The 17688-nt window shown below is 44.7% G+C and carries 12 protein-coding genes and 5 tRNA genes; all 17 read right to left on the bottom strand.

Annotated elements, in window-relative coordinates; translation table 11 throughout:
* Positions 1-42 precede the first annotated feature (42 nt).
* Positions 43-2148: an elongation factor G gene (gene fusA, locus B9G69_RS17845; protein WP_088615310.1), complete on the bottom strand. Its 2106-nt coding sequence runs from the start codon at positions 2146-2148 to the stop codon at positions 43-45.
* Between the two features lie 9 nt (positions 2149-2157).
* A complete protein-coding gene (gene rpsG, locus B9G69_RS17840; protein WP_088615311.1) occupies positions 2158-2631 on the bottom strand; it encodes a 30S ribosomal protein S7 in 474 nt (157 codons plus the stop codon).
* A gap of 10 nt (positions 2632-2641) precedes the next feature.
* Positions 2642-3016: a 30S ribosomal protein S12 gene (rpsL, locus tag B9G69_RS17835; protein ID WP_041876514.1), complete on the bottom strand. Its 375-nt coding sequence runs from the start codon at positions 3014-3016 to the stop codon at positions 2642-2644.
* A 218-nt stretch (positions 3017-3234) separates the two neighbouring features.
* Complete coding sequence (rpoC, locus tag B9G69_RS17830; RefSeq protein WP_088615312.1) at positions 3235-7365, bottom strand: DNA-directed RNA polymerase subunit beta'; 4131 nt, start codon at positions 7363-7365, stop codon at positions 3235-3237.
* 27 nt (positions 7366-7392) lie between these two features.
* Positions 7393-11592: a DNA-directed RNA polymerase subunit beta gene (gene rpoB, locus B9G69_RS17825; protein ID WP_088615313.1), complete on the bottom strand. Its 4200-nt coding sequence runs from the start codon at positions 11590-11592 to the stop codon at positions 7393-7395.
* 732 nt (positions 11593-12324) lie between these two features.
* Positions 12325-12690, bottom strand: coding sequence for a 50S ribosomal protein L7/L12 (gene rplL, locus B9G69_RS17820; protein ID WP_088615314.1), 366 nt, complete (start codon positions 12688-12690; stop codon positions 12325-12327).
* 85 nt (positions 12691-12775) lie between these two features.
* Positions 12776-13306 carry a 50S ribosomal protein L10 gene (gene rplJ / locus B9G69_RS17815; protein ID WP_254916853.1) on the bottom strand — a complete coding sequence of 177 codons (531 nt, stop codon included), beginning with the start codon at positions 13304-13306 and terminating at the stop codon, positions 12776-12778.
* A gap of 214 nt (positions 13307-13520) precedes the next feature.
* Entirely contained in the window at positions 13521-14228 is a 708-nt protein-coding gene (gene rplA, locus B9G69_RS17810) for a 50S ribosomal protein L1 (RefSeq protein ID WP_088615316.1), read from the bottom strand.
* A gap of 9 nt (positions 14229-14237) precedes the next feature.
* The gene (gene rplK / locus B9G69_RS17805) at positions 14238-14660 is read right to left on the bottom strand and encodes a 50S ribosomal protein L11 (protein ID WP_088615317.1); all 423 of its coding nucleotides are present in this window, start codon (positions 14658-14660) and stop codon (positions 14238-14240) included.
* Between the two features lie 60 nt (positions 14661-14720).
* Positions 14721-15254, bottom strand: coding sequence for a transcription termination/antitermination protein NusG (nusG, locus tag B9G69_RS17800; RefSeq protein WP_088615318.1), 534 nt, complete (start codon positions 15252-15254; stop codon positions 14721-14723).
* A gap of 10 nt (positions 15255-15264) precedes the next feature.
* Positions 15265-15642 carry a preprotein translocase subunit SecE gene (gene secE, locus B9G69_RS17795; protein ID WP_088615319.1) on the bottom strand — a complete coding sequence of 126 codons (378 nt, stop codon included), beginning with the start codon at positions 15640-15642 and terminating at the stop codon, positions 15265-15267.
* Between the two features lie 36 nt (positions 15643-15678).
* Positions 15679-15754 (bottom strand) — tRNA-Trp (locus tag B9G69_RS17790).
* Between the two features lie 260 nt (positions 15755-16014).
* A complete protein-coding gene (gene tuf, locus B9G69_RS17785; protein ID WP_088615320.1) occupies positions 16015-17205 on the bottom strand; it encodes an elongation factor Tu in 1191 nt (396 codons plus the stop codon).
* A gap of 73 nt (positions 17206-17278) precedes the next feature.
* A tRNA-Thr gene (locus B9G69_RS17780) sits at positions 17279-17353 on the bottom strand.
* 9 nt (positions 17354-17362) lie between these two features.
* Positions 17363-17439 (bottom strand) — tRNA-Gly (locus B9G69_RS17775).
* Positions 17440-17488: 49 nt separating this feature from the next.
* Positions 17489-17574: transfer RNA gene (locus B9G69_RS17770), tRNA-Tyr, on the bottom strand.
* Between the two features lie 29 nt (positions 17575-17603).
* Positions 17604-17679: transfer RNA gene (locus tag B9G69_RS17765), tRNA-Thr, on the bottom strand.
* Positions 17680-17688 lie beyond the last annotated feature (9 nt).

Below are 17688 nucleotides of genomic sequence, written 5' to 3'. Positions count from 1 at the left end.
GCGCATTTAAAAAATCTTTGTCAAAGGGAAATTATTAAATAATTAATATCTTCCCATTTTATGTAGAATTTCCGTTTTCACCTTTGCAGGGACCACAGCGTATTCTAAGAATTCCATGCTGAAACTTGCTCTACCCTGGCTCAAACTGCGCACATCCGTCGCATAACCAAATAGAGTGGCCAATGGAGCCTCGGCAAAGATAACCTGCCCGCCCCCTGGCTTCACGTTCATCGTGAGAATTTTTCCACGACGCGAGTTCAAGTCGCCCACGATATTGCCCACGAATTCATCAGGGCAAGTCACCTCAAGCTTAAAGATTGGCTCCATAAGCTCAACTTGAGCATTTTTAACGGCATCTCTGAAAGCCAGGGAAGTAGCCGCTTTGAAGGCCATTTCCGTAGACGTTTCTGGGCGAGCTTCAACAGCTGTTAAAGTCCCCTTAATACCGAGCATAGAATAGCTTGCCAACGGACCAACTTCAGCAGCTTCACGGAAGCCCATTTCAACTGCTTTTAGCATCGTCGGTGTAAACTCTTTAGACGTGGATACCTTGCTAACAAATTGAATGTGATCTGCTTGAGAGATCGGCTCAATCGTCAAGGTAACGGATGCGAAGTTCATATCGCCAGCGATTTCACGCTCATAAACATGAGATGCGGACCCCGCAGACGTAATGGTTTCGCGGTATGAAACCTGTGGCTTACCAACATTCGCTTGCACCTTGTGCTCACGAAGTAGACGGTCCACCAAGATATCCAAATGAAGCTCCCCCATACCTGATAGCAAGATTTGACCAGTTTCTGGGTCATTTCTTAGCTTACAAGAAGGGTCTTCTTTTTGAAGCTTATCCAAGCCTGCCAGCATCTTCTCTTGATCAGCAGAAGATTTAGCTTCGATCGCCACGGCGATAACAGGCTCTGGGAAAGTAATAGATTCAAGAACAACAGCATGAGACGTCTCACACAGGGTATCGCCGGTCCCCGTGAATTTCAGACCGATAACGGCACCGATATCCCCCGCTTTAAGACCGCCAACTTCCTCGCGGGAGTTCGCATGCATTTTTACGAGCTTTTGAATACGCTCTTTCTTTTGAGTACGAGGATTCAAAAGCTGATCGCCGACTTTGACCTCGCCTGAATAAACGCGGATGTAAGTCAAAGTCCCCGCGAAAGGATCATTGGCAATTTTGAATGCCAGCGCCGCCACATGAGCGTCGAAATCAGTTTTACATACGATTTCTTTTTCAGGACGTTCTGGATCGTGCCCCACGATATCCGGAACTTCGATAGGAGATGGAAGATAATCAATCACACCATCAAGCAAAGGTTGAATACCTTTGTTTTTGAAAGCAGCCCCACAGAACACTGGGAACGCTTTAAGCTCTAGAGTGCCTTTACGAAGAGCTGCTTTTAGCTCTGGCACAGTCACCTCTTCTCCATTGAGATATTTCTCAAGAAGAACATCGTCAAACTCAACGATCTTCTCAACGACTTCTGTGCGGAAGCGATTGATTTCTTCCTTCATGTCGTTAGGAACATCGGTAACTTCGAAATTGTCGCCCATCCCGGATGTCGTCCAAATGTAAGCGCGATTTTCCAACAAATCGACAACACCACGGAAGGAATCTTCCATGCCGATTGGAACTTGAACAGGGATTGGATTCGCTTGAAGACGATCTTTGATTGTCCCGTAAGACATCACAAAATCAGCGCCCACGCGGTCCATTTTATTGATAAAGCAAATTCTTGGGACTTTATACTTGTCAGCTTGCTTCCAAACAGTTTCAGACTGAGGCTCAACACCGTTAACGCCGTCGAATACAGCTACAGCACCGTCAAGAACGCGCAAAGAACGCTCAACTTCAATAGTGAAGTCAACGTGCCCTGGAGTATCGATGATATTAATACGGTGGTCTTTCCAGAACGCCATAGTGGCAGCAGACGTGATAGTAATACCACGCTCTTGTTCTTGAACCATCCAGTCCATAGTGGCCTGGCCGTCGTGAACTTCACCAATTTTATGACTTTTTCCAGTGTAGTAAAGAATGCGCTCGGTGGTCGTCGTTTTACCGGCATCAATGTGAGCCATGATGCCGATATTACGAGTATACTTGAGATCAGCTACAACTTTAGGATCTTTAGCTGACATGTAAATAGATTACCAATTGTAGTGAGAGAAAGCCTTATTTGCTTCAGCCATACGGTGAACGTCATCTTTCTTCTTAATAGAGTTACCTCTATTGTTGTAAGCATCGATGAATTCGCCAGCCAAACGCTTAGCATGGTCTTTTTCACCACGTTCACGAGAGTATTCTACCAACCAACGCATAGCCAAAGCTAGACGACGAGATGGACGAACATCGATAGGAACTTGGTAAGTAGCTCCACCTACACGGCGAGAACGAACTTCGATAGAAGGCTTTACGTTCTCAAGAGCTTTTTTGAAAATAGCGATAGGTTCTTCACCTTGAATTTTGCCTTCAAGTTCAGCCAACGCTCCGTAGAAAAGCTTCTGTGCAGTAGCTTTCTTACCTTGGATCATCATTTTATTGACGAACTTAGCGATAGTTAGATCCTTGAAAACTGGATCAGGAATGATTTCTCTTTTAAAGGTCTTTTTACGACGTGACATTTCTCAATCCTTATTTCTTAGGTCTCTTAGTACCGTATTTAGAACGGCTGCGTAGGCGACCGTTAACACCTTGAAGATCTAGAACACCGCGAACGATGTGGTAACGAACACCCGGCAAGTCTTTAACACGGCCGCCACGAATCAAGACAACGCTGTGCTCTTGAAGATTGTGACCGATACCTGGGATGTAAGAGATAACTTCAAAACCGTTAGATAGACGGACTTTTGCTACTTTACGTAGAGCGGAGTTCGGCTTCTTTGGAGTTGTTGTATAAACACGAGTACAAACACCACGACGCTGAGGGCATGACACCAAAGCAGGTGATTTAGTTTGGTTTTTTTGAACTTTACGCTCACTTTTGATGAGCTGGTTAATTGTAGGCACTTATAAACCCCTTAAACAATTTATTCGAATTCAAGACGCTGGAACTTACATTGTCGAAAGTATCCGGGTCAAGACATTGTTGTTATTTTTAGTTCCCAAAAACTGGCGTGAGTTCCACTTTTTGAGTTTTTTACATTTTTCTTACGAGAATCGAGGCTTTAAGCCCTCAAAACCGCCAGTGAAGCGGCTTTGAGGATTCATGAAGCGCTGCAACTCTACTAACCTTGAGGCTGAGCGGAAGCCGACATACCTGGCAAAGATGCCACGTAATTTACATCGTCGTCCTCTGCTACAGACACTTTCCAACGTTTGTAAGAAGTTAAGCCAGTACCTGCAGGGATCAAACGACCCATGATGATATTCTCTTTCAAACCACGCAAATGGTCTGTACGAGAATTGATCGCCGCTTCCGTAAGTACTTTTGTTGTTTCTTGGAATGACGCTGCTGAGATCCAGCTATCAGTGCTCAAAGAAACTTTCGTGATACCAAGAAGAAGTGGATTGCATGTAGCAAGTTGTCCACCTTCACGGCTCAAACGAGCATTTTCTTCGTCGAAAGCATATCTTTCAGCTTGTTCACCAGCCAAGAAGCGGCTGTCACCAGCGTCCTTGATTTCTACTTTACGTAGCATTTGGCGAACGATGACTTCGATATGCTTGTCATTGATAGCAACACCTTGAAGTCGGTAAACTTCTTGGATTTCATCAACAAGGTATGCAGATAGGGCTTTAGCACCTAGAACCGCCAGAATGTCATGAGGATTTGTTGGACCGTCCATCAACGCCTCACCGGCTCTTACGTACTCACCTTCTCTTACAGCAACGTGCTTACCTTTAGGGATAAGATATTCTTTTTGCTCACCCACTTCAGGAGTTACGATCACACGTTGTTTACCTTTAACGTCTTTACCGAATGTCACATAACCATCAATTTCAGAGATGATTGCTGCTTCTTTCGGTTTACGAGCTTCAAACAATTCGGCAACGCGCGGAAGACCGCCCGTGATATCCTTCGTTTTCGAAGTCTCACGATGCATTTTCGCGATAACGTCACCGGCATGAATTTCTTGACCGTCAGCTGCTAGAAGCTGAGCACCCACTGGGATCAAATATCTCGCAGGGATGTCACGACCAGGAAGATTCAATGTCTTACCATTGCCATCAACTAGGAACACAGTTGGTTTAATGTCAGAAGATTTAGATTCCATGATAACTTTAGTCGCGAAACCAGTTACCGCATCCACTTGCTCCTGCATTGTAGAACCTTCTTCGATATCCTGATATTGGATCTTCGCAGATACCTCTGCGATGATTGGATTCGAATATGGATCCCACTCGACAACTGTTTGCCCTTTGGCAACTTTGTCACCTTCTTTAAAGTTCAAAACAGCACCGTAAACGAGTTTGAAATTCTCGCGTTCACGACCTGATTCGTCCACAACTAGTGCAGAACCGTTACGATTCATTACAGTCAATTTACCGTTACGGTTCGTAACAGCATGAACGTTTTGAAGTTTGATTGTACCGTCATAACGAGTTGTATGAACAGATTGCTCAACTGAACGAGAAGCCGCACCACCCAAGTGGAACGTACGCATCGTCAACTGAGTACCCGGCTCACCGATAGATTGAGCGGCGATGATACCAACTGTTTCACCAAGGTTCACAGTCGCACCACGAGACAAGTCACGGCCGTAACACTTCACACAAACGCCACGTTTAGATTGGCACACTAGGGCTGAACGGATGTCGACTTTATCGATACCCAAGCCTTCGATAGTTTTAACGTCAGTCTCAGAGATCTCTTGGTTCGCTCTAACAACTACGTTGTTAGTTTGAGGATCAACAACATCTCTCAATGTTGTACGACCAAGGATACGATCACCGATGTTTTGGATGATCTCACCAGCTTCGTAAACTGGAGTGATTTCCAAACCGTCGTCAATTCCGCAATCCAATTCAGAAACTACTACGTCTTGAGCAACGTCAACTAAACGACGAGTCAAGTAACCAGAGTTCGCTGTTTTCAATGCTGTATCGGCCAAACCTTTACGAGCACCGTGCGTAGAGATGAAGTACTGGATAACTGTCAAACCTTCACGGAAGTTTGCAGTGATCGGCGTTTCGATGATCTCACCAGAAGGTTTCGCCATCAAACCACGCATACCACCCAACTGACGGATCTGAGTCGCGGAACCACGGGCTCCGGATTCAGCCATGATGTAGATAGGATTGAATGAAGGTCCTACTACTTCTTTGCCATCAATTACGTACGTTTGTTTTTCGATCGCGTTCATACCTTCTTTAGCGATCTTATCTGCAGTTTGTGCCCAGATATCCACTACCTTATTGTAGCGCTCACCATCTGTGATCAAACCTTCATCGTACTGAGTTTGGATTTCAGTAACTTGTTTTTCAGCGTCAGCGATCATCGGAGCTTTGGCAGCTGGGATAACCATGTCATCGATACCGATAGACATACCTGCAGACGTTGAATATTTGAAACCAAGTTCCATGATTTTATCAGCCAAGATACAAGTCGCTTTTGCACCCGCAAGACGGAAAGTCTTGTCGATCAAAGCAGCGATTTGTTTCTTAGTCATGATTACGTTCACGTCGTTGAAAGGAACTTCTTTAGGAACGCTGTCTGAAAGGATCGCGCGACCTACAGTTGTTTCTTGCAACTTACCGTTGATACGTACTTTACAAACTGCTTGCAAGTCCACCAAACCTGTTTCGTAAGCGTATTGAGCTTCTTGAACAGTTGAGAAGATTTTGCCAGTTCCTTTTGCGCCCAAACGGTTACGAGTCAACCAGTACAGGCCCAACACGATATCTTGTGATGGATTGATGATTGGCTTACCAGAGGCTGGAGAAAGAACGTTGTTCGTAGACATCATCAAAACACGAGCTTCAACTTGAGATTCCACAGAAAGTGGAACGTGAACCGCCATTTGGTCACCGTCGAAGTCGGCATTAAAGGCACCGCACACTAGCGGGTGCAATTGGATCGCTTTACCTTCGTGAAGTACAGGTTCGAAGGCTTGGATACCAAGTCTGTGAAGAGTTGGCGCACGGTTTAGAAGAACTGGATGTTCTTTAACTACGTCAGCCAAGATATCCCAAACTTCAACTGTCTCTTGCTCAACCAATTTCTTAGCTTGCTTGATAGTTGCTGCTAGGCCTTTTTCTTCAAGTTTGTTGTAAACGAATGGTTTGAATAGCTCCAAAGCCATTTTCTTAGGAAGACCGCATTGGTGCAATTTCAACGTCGGACCTACAACGATAACGGAACGACCAGAGTAGTCCACACGTTTACCAAGTAGATTTTGACGGAAACGACCTTGCTTACCTTTCAACATATCTGAAAGAGAGCGAAGAGGACGTTTATTTGGACCAGTGAAAGTTTTACCGCGACGACCATTATCCAACAATGCGTCTACTGCTTCTTGCAACATACGTTTTTCATTGCGGATGATGATGTCTGGAGCGTTAAGCTCTTGAAGACGTTTCAAACGGTTATTACGGTTGATCACACGACGGTAAAGATCATTTAGATCTGAAGTCGCGAAACGACCGCCATCTAGTGGAACTAGAGGACGTAGATCTGGTGGCAACACTGGAAGTGCTTCCAACATCATCCATTCAGGTTTGTTGATAGAGCCTTTGAAAGCCTCAACAACCTTAAGACGTTTAGTGATCTTTTTCATACCCGCTTCAGACTTAACGTCTTTAGCTTCCATACGAAGCTTGCGAGACAAGTATTCAGGATCGATTTTTCTCAAAAGGTCACGAACAGCCTCGCCGCCCATGCCGTATTTGAATGAAGGACCGAATTCATTCAAAGCTGCGTTCAAAGCTTCTTCAGTCAATACTTGGCCTTCTTCCAATGTAGTTTCCATTGGATCGATAACCACGTGTGCTTCACAATACAAAACTTTCTCAACATCCTTAAGTGATAGGTTGAGCAAGTTACCGATACGAGAAGGCAATGAGCGCAAGAACCAGATGTGCGCAACCGGAGTTGCAAGCTCAATGTGGCCTAAACGTTCACGACGAACTTTAGTTTGTGTTACTTCAACGCCGCACTTTTCACAGACGACGCCACGGTACTTCATACGTTTATACTTACCGCACAAGCACTCGTAATCCTTAATAGGACCGAAGATTTTCGCACAGAACAAGCCGTCCCGTTCAGGCTTGAATGTACGATAGTTGATAGTTTCTGGCTTCTTAACTTCACCAAATGACCAATCACGAATCATTTCAGGTGACGCCAACGATACTCGTACGGCGTCAAACGAAAGTGGATCTTTTGGTTTATCGAAAAAATTCAACAAGTCTCTCAAAGAACACCCCTGTTGTTAAAGTTTTAATTAGTGCTGCTCTGGCTCAGTAGGAGCCACAACAGTTGCTTCAATAACATCGCCACCGTTATCAAGATCTTCATCTTGATCGCGTAGGATGTCGGACTCCATCAACTCAACATTCAATGCAAGAGACTGAAGCTCTTTCACTAGAACGTTGAACGATTCAGGAAGACCCGGCTCAAGGATGTTTTCACCCTTAACGATACTTTCGTACATACGAGTTCTACCAGCTACGTCATCTGACTTAACAGTTAGGAACTCTTGTAGAGAGTATGCAGCACCGTATGCTTCGATCGCCCAAACTTCCATCTCCCCTAGACGCTGACCACCGAATTGAGCTTTACCGCCCAATGGCTGTTGCGAAACGAGAGAATAAGGTCCGATAGAACGAGCATGGATCTTCTCTTCAACCAGATGGTGAAGTTTAAGCATGTACATGATACCCACAGTAACTGGGTTCGTGAACGGCTCGCCAGTACGACCATCGAATAGGATGGACTTACCAGAAAGTGGAACTTCTGCTTTCGCAAGCAAGTTCTTAACATCTGATTCACGAGCACCGTCGAATACCGGCGTTCCAACGTGGATACCGTTCTTCATACGAGTTACCATTGATTTCAAAGAACCTTCATCAGCGCCATCAAGTTTTGCGCTGATATCAGAGTCATTGAAGATATCTTTCATTTCTTTACGTGCGTTTTCTGCATTCCACTTTTCAAGGTGAGAACCGATTTGTTTACCCAAGTTGTGCGCTGCCCAACCCAAGTGAACCTCAAGGACCTGACCGATGTTCATACGTGAAGGTACGCCCAGTGGATTCAAGACCATGTCAACCGGAGAACCGTCTGCAAGGTAAGGCATGTCTTCAACAGGCAATACTTTAGAAACGACACCTTTATTTCCGTGACGGCCGGCAAATTTATCGCCGACTTGCATTTTACGTTTAATCGCAACGTAAACTTTAACCATTTTGATAACGCCTGGAGGAAGCTCGTCACCTTTACGAAGGCGATCGATCTTCTCGTTGAATACCAATTTAACTGCGTCAAGTTGGTTACGAGCGTTGTCGATGATTTTGTTAACTTGGAACTCAAGGTCTTGTTCAAGAGGGATATAGTTCAACAATTCAAATGGAATTGTTTCGATATCCGCAACTGTGATCGATTGACCTTTGTTCAAAAGTTTTTGAGATCCATCTTCATTCAACAATACGCCAGTAGTAATTTTGCCTACCAAGATATCGCGAAGTTTCGTGATGGAGTTATTTTTGATAACGTTTTGCTCAACAGCCAAGTCTTTTTCAAGCTTGCGTTTTTTCTCTTCGATGATGGAAGACAAACGCTCATCGCGGTCTGCGCCTTCACGAGAGTAAACTTGAGCATCGATAACTGTACCGTAAACGCCAGATGGTGCGCGAAGTGATGTATCACGTACGTCACCAGCTTTTTCACCGAAGATCGCTCTCAAAAGTTTTTCTTCAGGAGAAAGTTGAGTTTCACCCTTAGGAGTCACTTTACCAACCAAGATGAAGCCAGGGCGAACTTCCGCACCGATGCGGATAATACCAGAGCTATCAAGGTCTTTAAGTGCTTCTTCACCAACGTTTGCGATATCGCGAGTGATCTCTTCTTTACCTAGTTTCGTGTCACGCGCTACGCACTCGAATTCTTCGATGTGGATAGATGTGTAAACGTCGTCTTTCAACAAACGCTCAGAAATAAGGATGGAGTCCTCGAAGTTGTAACCTTGCCAAGGAGTGAACGCTACTAGGATGTTTTGACCTAGAGCCAACTCACCAAGCTCAGTTGAAGGTCCGTCAGCAACGATGTCGCCTTTAGAAACCTTGTCACCAACAGTTACGATTGGTTTTTGATTGAAGCATGTGTTTTGGTTCGTACGTTGGTACTTAGTCAAATTGTAGATATCAACGTTCGCACCCAACTCGCCGCCTTTAGCGAAACGACGGATAACGATACGAGATGCATCTACTTCTTCAACGATACCGTCGTTTTGAACAACGACAGATGTACCAGAGTCACGAGCAACCAAACGCTCTACGCCTGTACCAACAAGTGGTGCGCGAGAACGCAACAATGGAACCGCTTGACGTTGCATGTTCGATCCCATCAACGCACGGTTGGCGTCGTCATGTTCTAGGAACGGGATCAAAGATGCCGCGATAGATACTAGCTGAGATGGAGAAACGTCCATCAAAGCAACTTTATCTTTATCAACGATTTCATACTCACCATCACGACGAGTGATAGTAGTTGGTGTTTGGATAGCTTTGTTACCAGCTTCGTCACGAGCTGCTGGAGCGATGTAGTGACCCGCTTCTTCCAATGCAGACAAGTAATTGATGTCTTTAGAAACTGCGCCTTGTTCAACTTTGCGGTACGGAGTCTCGATGAAACCGTAGTTGTTGATACGAGCGTATGTTGCCAAGGAAGCGATCAAACCGATGTTTGGTCCCTCTGGAGTTTCGATTGGACAGATACGACCGTAATGCGTTGGATGTACGTCACGTACTTCGAATCCGGCACGGTCACGAGTCAAACCACCAGGTCCAAGAGCTGACAAACGACGTTTGTGAGTGATCTCAGACAATGGATTTGTTTGGTCCATGAACTGTGACAATTGAGAAGAACCGAAGAATTCTTTAACAACTGCATTTACAGGTTTAGCGTTTACTAGATCGTGAGGCATCATTGTTTCTACGTCTTGTAGAGACATACGTTCACGGATAGCGCGTTCCATACGAACCAAACCGATACGGTATTGGTTTTCTAGCAACTCACCTACGGAACGAACACGACGGTTACCCAAGTGATCGATATCGTCGATAACACCACGACCGTTTTTAAGATCGATAAGCGTTTTGATAGTGCTTAAGATATCTTTGTGAGTCAGTGTTCTGTGAGACGGCGGGCACTCTTCCATAGAGATACCGAATCTGTGATTGATCTTGATACGACCAACTTCAGAAAGATCATAAGTCTCTGGATCGAAGAACAAACGACCGAAGAACGTCGTAGCAGCTTCCAAAGTTGGAGGCTCACCTGGACGAAGACGTTTGTAGATCTCGATCAAAGATTCGTCTTTGTTAGAAACTTTATCTACCAACAATGTGTTACGTAGGTAAGGTCCAACAGTCAAACCGTCGAAGAAGATCATGTAGAAGCTTTCGATGCCAGCTTCGATCGCGCGTTTGATGATCGCAGAGTTCAACTCAGCATTCGCATCCGCGATGATCTCACCAGTAGATTCATCGATAAGAGGTTTCGCCAAAACTTTACCATCAAGGTCGTTTGGTTCAACTTCAAGCTCAGTGATGTTAAGGTCTTTGATTTTCTTAACGATCGCGCGAGTGATACGACGACCAGCTTTAACTAGTGCCTCACCACCTTTTGGATCAACGATATCAGTCAATGCTCTTTGGCCTGACATTCTTTCGATGTCCAACTTACGGAACAACTTGCCGCCTTTAACGTAAACTTCGTCAAGGTCGTAGAAGTATTCAAGAAGTTGTTCAGCGTTGTAACCCAATGCTTTCAACAAGATTGTCACTGGGAATTTACGACGACGATCGATACGAACGTGGATCAAATCTTTTTGATCGAATTCAGCATCCAACCAAGAACCACGGTAAGGAATTACACGTGCAGAGTAGATCAATTTACCAGAAGCATTGTTTTTACCACCGTCGTGATCGAAGAACACGCCCGGAGAACGATGCAACTGAGATACAACAACGCGCTCAGTACCGTTGATGATGAAAGAACCGTTAGCAGTCATCAATGGGATTTCGCCCAAGTAAACTTCTTGTTCTTTTACGTCACGGATAGAACGTGCTTCAGTTTCTTCATCAACATCAAACACGATAAGACGAAGAGTAACTTTGATCGGAGCAGCGAAAGTCATTCCGCGCTGACGACATTCATCTACGTCGTATTTTGCTGGCTCAAGAGTGTAAGATACAAACTCTAGGCTTGCAGTGTTGTTGAAATCTGTGATTGGGAAAACAGATTTGAAAACGCCATTAAGACCAGCTTCGCCACGGCGATCTGGATCCATATCTTTTTGAATGAAAGCTTCGTAAGAAGACTTCTGCAATTCAATCAAGTTAGGGATATCAATGACTTGCTTATTTTTCGCGAAAGACTTTCTAACTCGAATGTTAGAAGCCGTAACTGGAGTTTTTTCCAATGTACTCTCCGTGATAAGAAAATCGAAACTTCACTTCGGGCGGAAGAATCAAGAACCACATTAAATAAAATCTAAACGCAAGGAACCAAACTACGTCCGGGTTTCCAAAAAATCAAGCAATTATCAGCACTTTCGCTTCTTTACTTTCTTTCAAAAATTGCGGTTTTTTTGGCTTCGGAGCGACGCATTTTGGGGAGGAGGCAGGGACGTATATTTTGGGCACGGGCTTCCGGCCCTCAACCGCCCCTTGATACCGCATCGTGCGGGGGCGGAGGCCTCAAAATATACGTCCCTGCCTCCTCCCCAAAACGCTCGTTCAACGTCAAATAAGGAGTTTTGAAAGAAAATAAAGAACCGAAATCGCCGTAAAACCGACTTCTTGGTTACAAAAAGTAGTTCGGTGTCAGATTTTTTATTTTATTGAACGTGATTCTCCGATTTGGAGATCTAAGAAACGCGGGGCTTGTTGTTTTTAGACACCATGATTTAACGCGTCAGCATTGGCTTTCGGAAATCCGGGGGCTGACTTGGATATTTTCGACCTCCGGGCCCGCAGGATGCGGTACCCAAGCCCGGCGAGCGCATGGATGCGCGGGTCGAAAATAGCCGAGGCAGACCACGGATTTTCGAAAGACAAGGCGGTCGACTTTATTTACGAGGGCTAAAAAGCAAAAAGCCCCGTGTTTCCACGAGGCTTTCGGCATTTTCAAAACCAAGAATTGGTTCGAAAGACTACTTAACAGTAACTTTCGCGCCTGCAGCTTCAAGAGCTTTTTTGATTTTTTCAGCGTCTTCTTTAGTCGCGCCTTCTTTAACAGCTTTGCCACCAGCTTCAACTAGTGCTTTAGCTTCAGCAAGACCCAAACCAGTCAAACCACGTACTTCTTTGATTACGTTGATTTTGTTCGCGCCAGCATCAACCAAGATTACGTCGAATGCAGTTTTTTCTTCAACAGCAGCAGCAGGACCAGCTGCAGCAGCTACAGGAGCAGCAGCAGAAACGCCCCATTTTTCTTCAAGCATTTTTACAAGTTCAGCGATTTCAAGAACTGTTTTCGCAGACAATGCGTCAACAAGTTGATCGTTAGTTAGAGACATTTTAATCCTCCAGGGATTTAAAAAATTATTTAAAAATTCAATTTATATCAGCAACCATTAACACCGAATCATCGGTGCGCAAGCATTATGCTTGTGGAGCTTCTTCAGTACCAGCAGTAGCACCACCACCAAGTTTCTCGGCGTAAGCGTTCAAGCAGCGTGCAAGTGCAGAGCCTGAAGCCAATAGCGTACCAAGGAACATAGCGCGGAGTTGGTCTTTCCCTGGAAGTGTCGCCAAGAATTTAATCTTAGCATCATCCAAAGCTTCGCCATCCATAACACCAGACTTGATTTGAAGAACTTCTACGTCCTTAGCGAAATCAGCCAATGTTTTTGCAGTTGCGTTCACTTCACCGTATGAGAATACGATGGCGTTAGTACCCTTCATTGAAGTCGTAAATGCTTTTTCAATTGATGGGTGATCTTTGAACGCTCTTTTTGCTAGAGTATTACGGACAACTTTCATCTCAGAATCAGCAGCATTCAATTTTTTACGCAAGTTAGTTACTTGCTCAACCTTGATGCCTTTGAAGTCGACGATGAAAGCTCCTTTAGCTTTACCGAATTTCTCAGTGATAAGCTTAATCTCTTGCTCTTTATCTGCGCGAGTGATCATAAGTGAGCCTCCTTTCATTAGACTTTTCCCTTCTTGCGAAGGGGTGTGTGCGAATCAGGTCGGTTTGGAGGTCAGAATAACCTTTTGCCTTATCTCGGTAGGCCCCACACAATCGCGGGATTACATCCACAAACGAAAACCTACTGTCTCTGATCGCAATAAATACTTAATATAAAAATACAAAAAGCCCCGAACAAGTCGGAGCTTTATAAAACTACGCTAGTGCGCCAGTTGCAGCTGCTGCCGCATTTGGCTCGATCTTCACGCCTGGACCCATAGTAGATGCTACGGAGATAGAGCGAAGGTAGATACCTTTAGAAGATGCTGGTTTCGCTTTAACTAGAGCGGCCAAAAGGACCATGAAGTTATCACGAAGTTTAGCATCGCCCATAGATTTCTTACCGATACCAGCATGTACGATACCTGCTTTATCAACGCGGAAATCCAACTTACCTTTTTTCTCAGCAGTTACGGCTTCGCCAACGTTCATAGTTACAGTACCGATTTTTGGATTCGGCATCAAACCACGAGGCCCTAGAATTTTAGCAACTTTAGAAACAGTCGCCATCATATCTGGAGTCGCGATACATTTATCGAAGTCCAACCAGCCAGCTTGGATTTTAGCCACAAGGTCGTCAGCGCCAACAAAGTCTGCGCCAGCGTTTTTCGCCTCAGTCTCTTTAGGACCTTTTGCGAAAACAACTACTTTTACTTCTTTACCCAAACCGTGAGGCAATGCGATTGCGCCACGAACTTGTTGATCAGATTGCTTAGGGTCGATACCCAAACGCAATGCTACGTCGATAGATTCATCAAATTTCGCTGGAGCTGTCTCAACAACGAGTTTGAATGCTTCTTCAACAGAGTATTTTTTTGCAGAATCTACTTTTTTAGAAGCAGCTGCGAACTTTTTACCTGCCATTGTTCACTCCTACGCGATGTCGATGCCCATGCTCTTAGCTGTACCAGCGACTTGTGCCATTGCTGATTCAACTTTCAAGCAGTTCAAGTCAGGCAATTTCGTTGTAGCGATTTGCTTGATTTGATCGTTATTGATTTTACCAACTTTGTCTTTTTGAGGCATTTTGGAACCAGATTCCAATTTCAACGCCTTTTTAATCAAAGAAGACACCGGTGGTGTTTTTGTGATGAAAGTAAACGATCTGTCTTGGTAAACAGTGATGATGATAGGGATGATGCTATCACCCAACGCTTGTGTACGAGCGTTGAACTGCTTACAGAATTCCATGATGTTTACCCCGTGCTGTCCAAGTGCCGGTCCAACGGGTGGAGCTGGATTAGCTTTCCCTGCCGGTATTTGCAGCTTGATCATTCCTGTAACTTTTTTTGCCATGACCCACTCCTGCAAGAGGTTGTGTTAATTAATTCCTAACCGCCCTATGCGGCTTTGGATTTAGTGCTTTTCTACTTGAATGTAGTCCAACTCAACTGGAGTCGGACGACCGAAGATGCTCACAAGAACTTTAAGCTTAGCTTTGTCCTCGTTGATCTCTTCTACAGTTCCTTGGAAGTTAGCAAATGGACCGTCAACAACAGTCACATTTTCACCCACAGAGAACTTCACCTTCATTTTCGGCTTTTCTGCAACGCCAGCCATTTGCTGAGTTACGCGGAAAACCTCTGCTTCAGGTACTTCTGGAGGACGAGTTTTAGTGCCACCCACGAAGCCTGTTACTTTTGACGCATTTCTTACCAAATGCCAAGTCTCATCATTCAAAAACATTTGAACGAAGATATAACCCGGGAAAAATTTACGCGATCTAGTTTGCTTTTGGCCTTTTACTAGCTCCACAACGTTTTCAGCTGGGATCAAGATTTCGCCGAACAATTCTTCCATTTTAGAAGTTTTGATCTTTTCTTCGATCGCTTTTTTAGCCGTATTTTCACAACTAGTCTGAACGTTTACGATGTACCACTTTTTTTCCATGGTCCGATCCTTACTTCATTAGGAAATTGATAAAGAAGCCAGATAGCAAGTCGAATGAGCTGATAATTACGCTTGAGATAAGAACCATTACAACACAAACGATAGTCATTGCAGTTGTATCTTTACGTGAAGGCCATACAACCTTACGAATTTCAGATACCACTTCTTCGCCCCAAGCCTGAACTTTAGGATTGAACTGAAGTGCCACAAACACAAGAATACCCAAGCCAACTGGAAGACCATGTTTAAATAGGTCGTTGTCAGCCATCTTCGCAATTACGCCAAAAGCACCAGAGAATGCTTTGATAAGGAAGTGCACGGTCAATCCAACCAAAGCACCCGCAATTGCAAAACTAAGAGTCATAATCTTAGAATTAGTTTTTTCCACGATACCTCATTCCTGTTGAAATATTTGTGTAGAAATTGGCAGGGGCGGAGGGATTCGAACCCACGACCTAACGATTTGGAGTCGTTCGCTCTACCGCTAGAGCTACACCCCTGCACGATCTTATTGATGATAATCGATTGCCTACTTCGTTGCTTCGTCGTCGGCCTACCTATCAGTAGGGCCTCCTCCTTGCGCCTCGTATTCAATCAATTCTCATCAATAATCTCCCGGTTTTACATCGTCTGGAGACTTCGATGACGGAAAACGACCAAAAAATAATAACTATTTTGGAAGTGCCAAGAAACACCGAGGGGGACCCTTTTGTCAAGGAGTCCCCCGGGTGATTTTATTTCAGCCTATGCTGCGTTAATCCTACTCAAGGATATCGATAACAACGCCGGCGCCAACTGTACGGCCACCTTCGCGGATAGCGAAACGCAATTCTTTTTCCATTGCGATTGGAGCGATCAACTCAACAGACAATTCAACGCGGTCACCTGGCATAACCATTTCAGTGCCAGCTTTCAAAGTACAAACACCAGTTACGTCAGTTGTACGGAAGTAGAACTGTGGACGGTAACCGTTGAAGAATGGAGTATGACGTCCGCCTTCTTCTTTAGTAAGGATGTACGCTTCTGCTTTGAATTTTTTGTGAGGTTTAACTGAACCTGGTTTAGCCAAAACTTGACCACGTTCAACGTCTTCTTTTTTAGTACCACGAAGAAGAACACCACAGTTGTCCCCTGCTTGACCTTCATCAAGAAGTTTACGGAACATTTCGATACCAGTAACTGTAGTTTTTTGAGTTGGACGGATACCGATGATTTCGATCTCGTCACCAACTTTTACGATACCACGCTCAACACGGCCAGTAACAACTGTACCACGACCAGAGATAGAGAATACGTCCTCTACTGGCATCAAGAAAGTTTTGTCAGTAGCACGAGCTGGTTGTGGGATGTAAGCGTCGCAAGCTTCCATCAATTTCATGATAGCTGGACGACCGATTTCAGAAGCATCGCCTTCCAAAGCTTTCAAAGCAGAACCTTTTACTACAGGGATTTCGTCGCCTGGGTATTCGTACTTAGAAAGAAGTTCGCGGATTTCAAGCTCAACAAGCTCAAGAAGTTCTTTATCGTCAACCATGTCAACTTTGTTCATGAAAACAACCATTGCAGGGATACCAACTTGGCGACCCAAAAGGATGTGTTCACGAGTTTGTGGCATAGGACCGTCAGCAGAAGAAACAACTAGGATAGCGCCGTCCATTTGAGCAGCACCAGTGATCATGTTTTTTACGTAGTCAGCATGTCCTGGGCAGTCAACGTGTGCGTAGTGGCGGTTTTCAGTTTCATACTCAACGTGAGTAGTAGAGATAGTGATACCACGCTCGCGCTCTTCTGGAGACTTATCGATTTGATCGTAAGACATCGCTTGAGCTTTACCAGCCGCTGCAAGAGTAGTAGTGATAGCAGCAGTCAAAGTTGTTTTACCATGGTCGACGTGACCGATTGTACCGATGTTAACATGCGGTTTCGTACGGGTGAATTTCTCTTTAGACATTAGTCCTCCTGCAGAGATTTTTTATTTTTATCTAACTTAAAGCCAAATTTTTTTAATTCAAGTGAAAACTAAGTGGAGCCCATGATCGGAGCCGAACCGACGACCTCACCCTTACCAAGGGTGTGCTCTACCACTGAGCTACATGGGCGTCGAAATTTGGAGCGGGAAACGGGTCTCGAACCCGCAACCCTCTGCTTGGAAGGCAGATACTCTAGCCAATTGAGCTATTCCCGCCCTATCGATCAGAAGTCTTCCATATTTCCCCGAGAAAATATTTAAAAAATGGTGGGCAGGGAAGGATTCGAACCTTCGTAAGCGCAAGCTAACGGATTTACAGTCCGTCCCCTTTAGCCACTCGGGCACCTACCCATTTTTTTAAATACTTACTCAGAGAAATATGGAGCTGGTTATGGGACTCGAACCCGCAACCTGCTGATTACAAATCAGCTGCTCTACCAATTGAGCTAAACCAGCATCACTGAG

Origin of the sequence: Bdellovibrio sp. SKB1291214, assembly GCF_002209355.2 — a bacterium.
Classification (GTDB): domain Bacteria; phylum Bdellovibrionota; class Bdellovibrionia; order Bdellovibrionales; family Bdellovibrionaceae; genus Bdellovibrio.
This window is presented reverse-complemented; position numbering and strand designations above follow the sequence as displayed.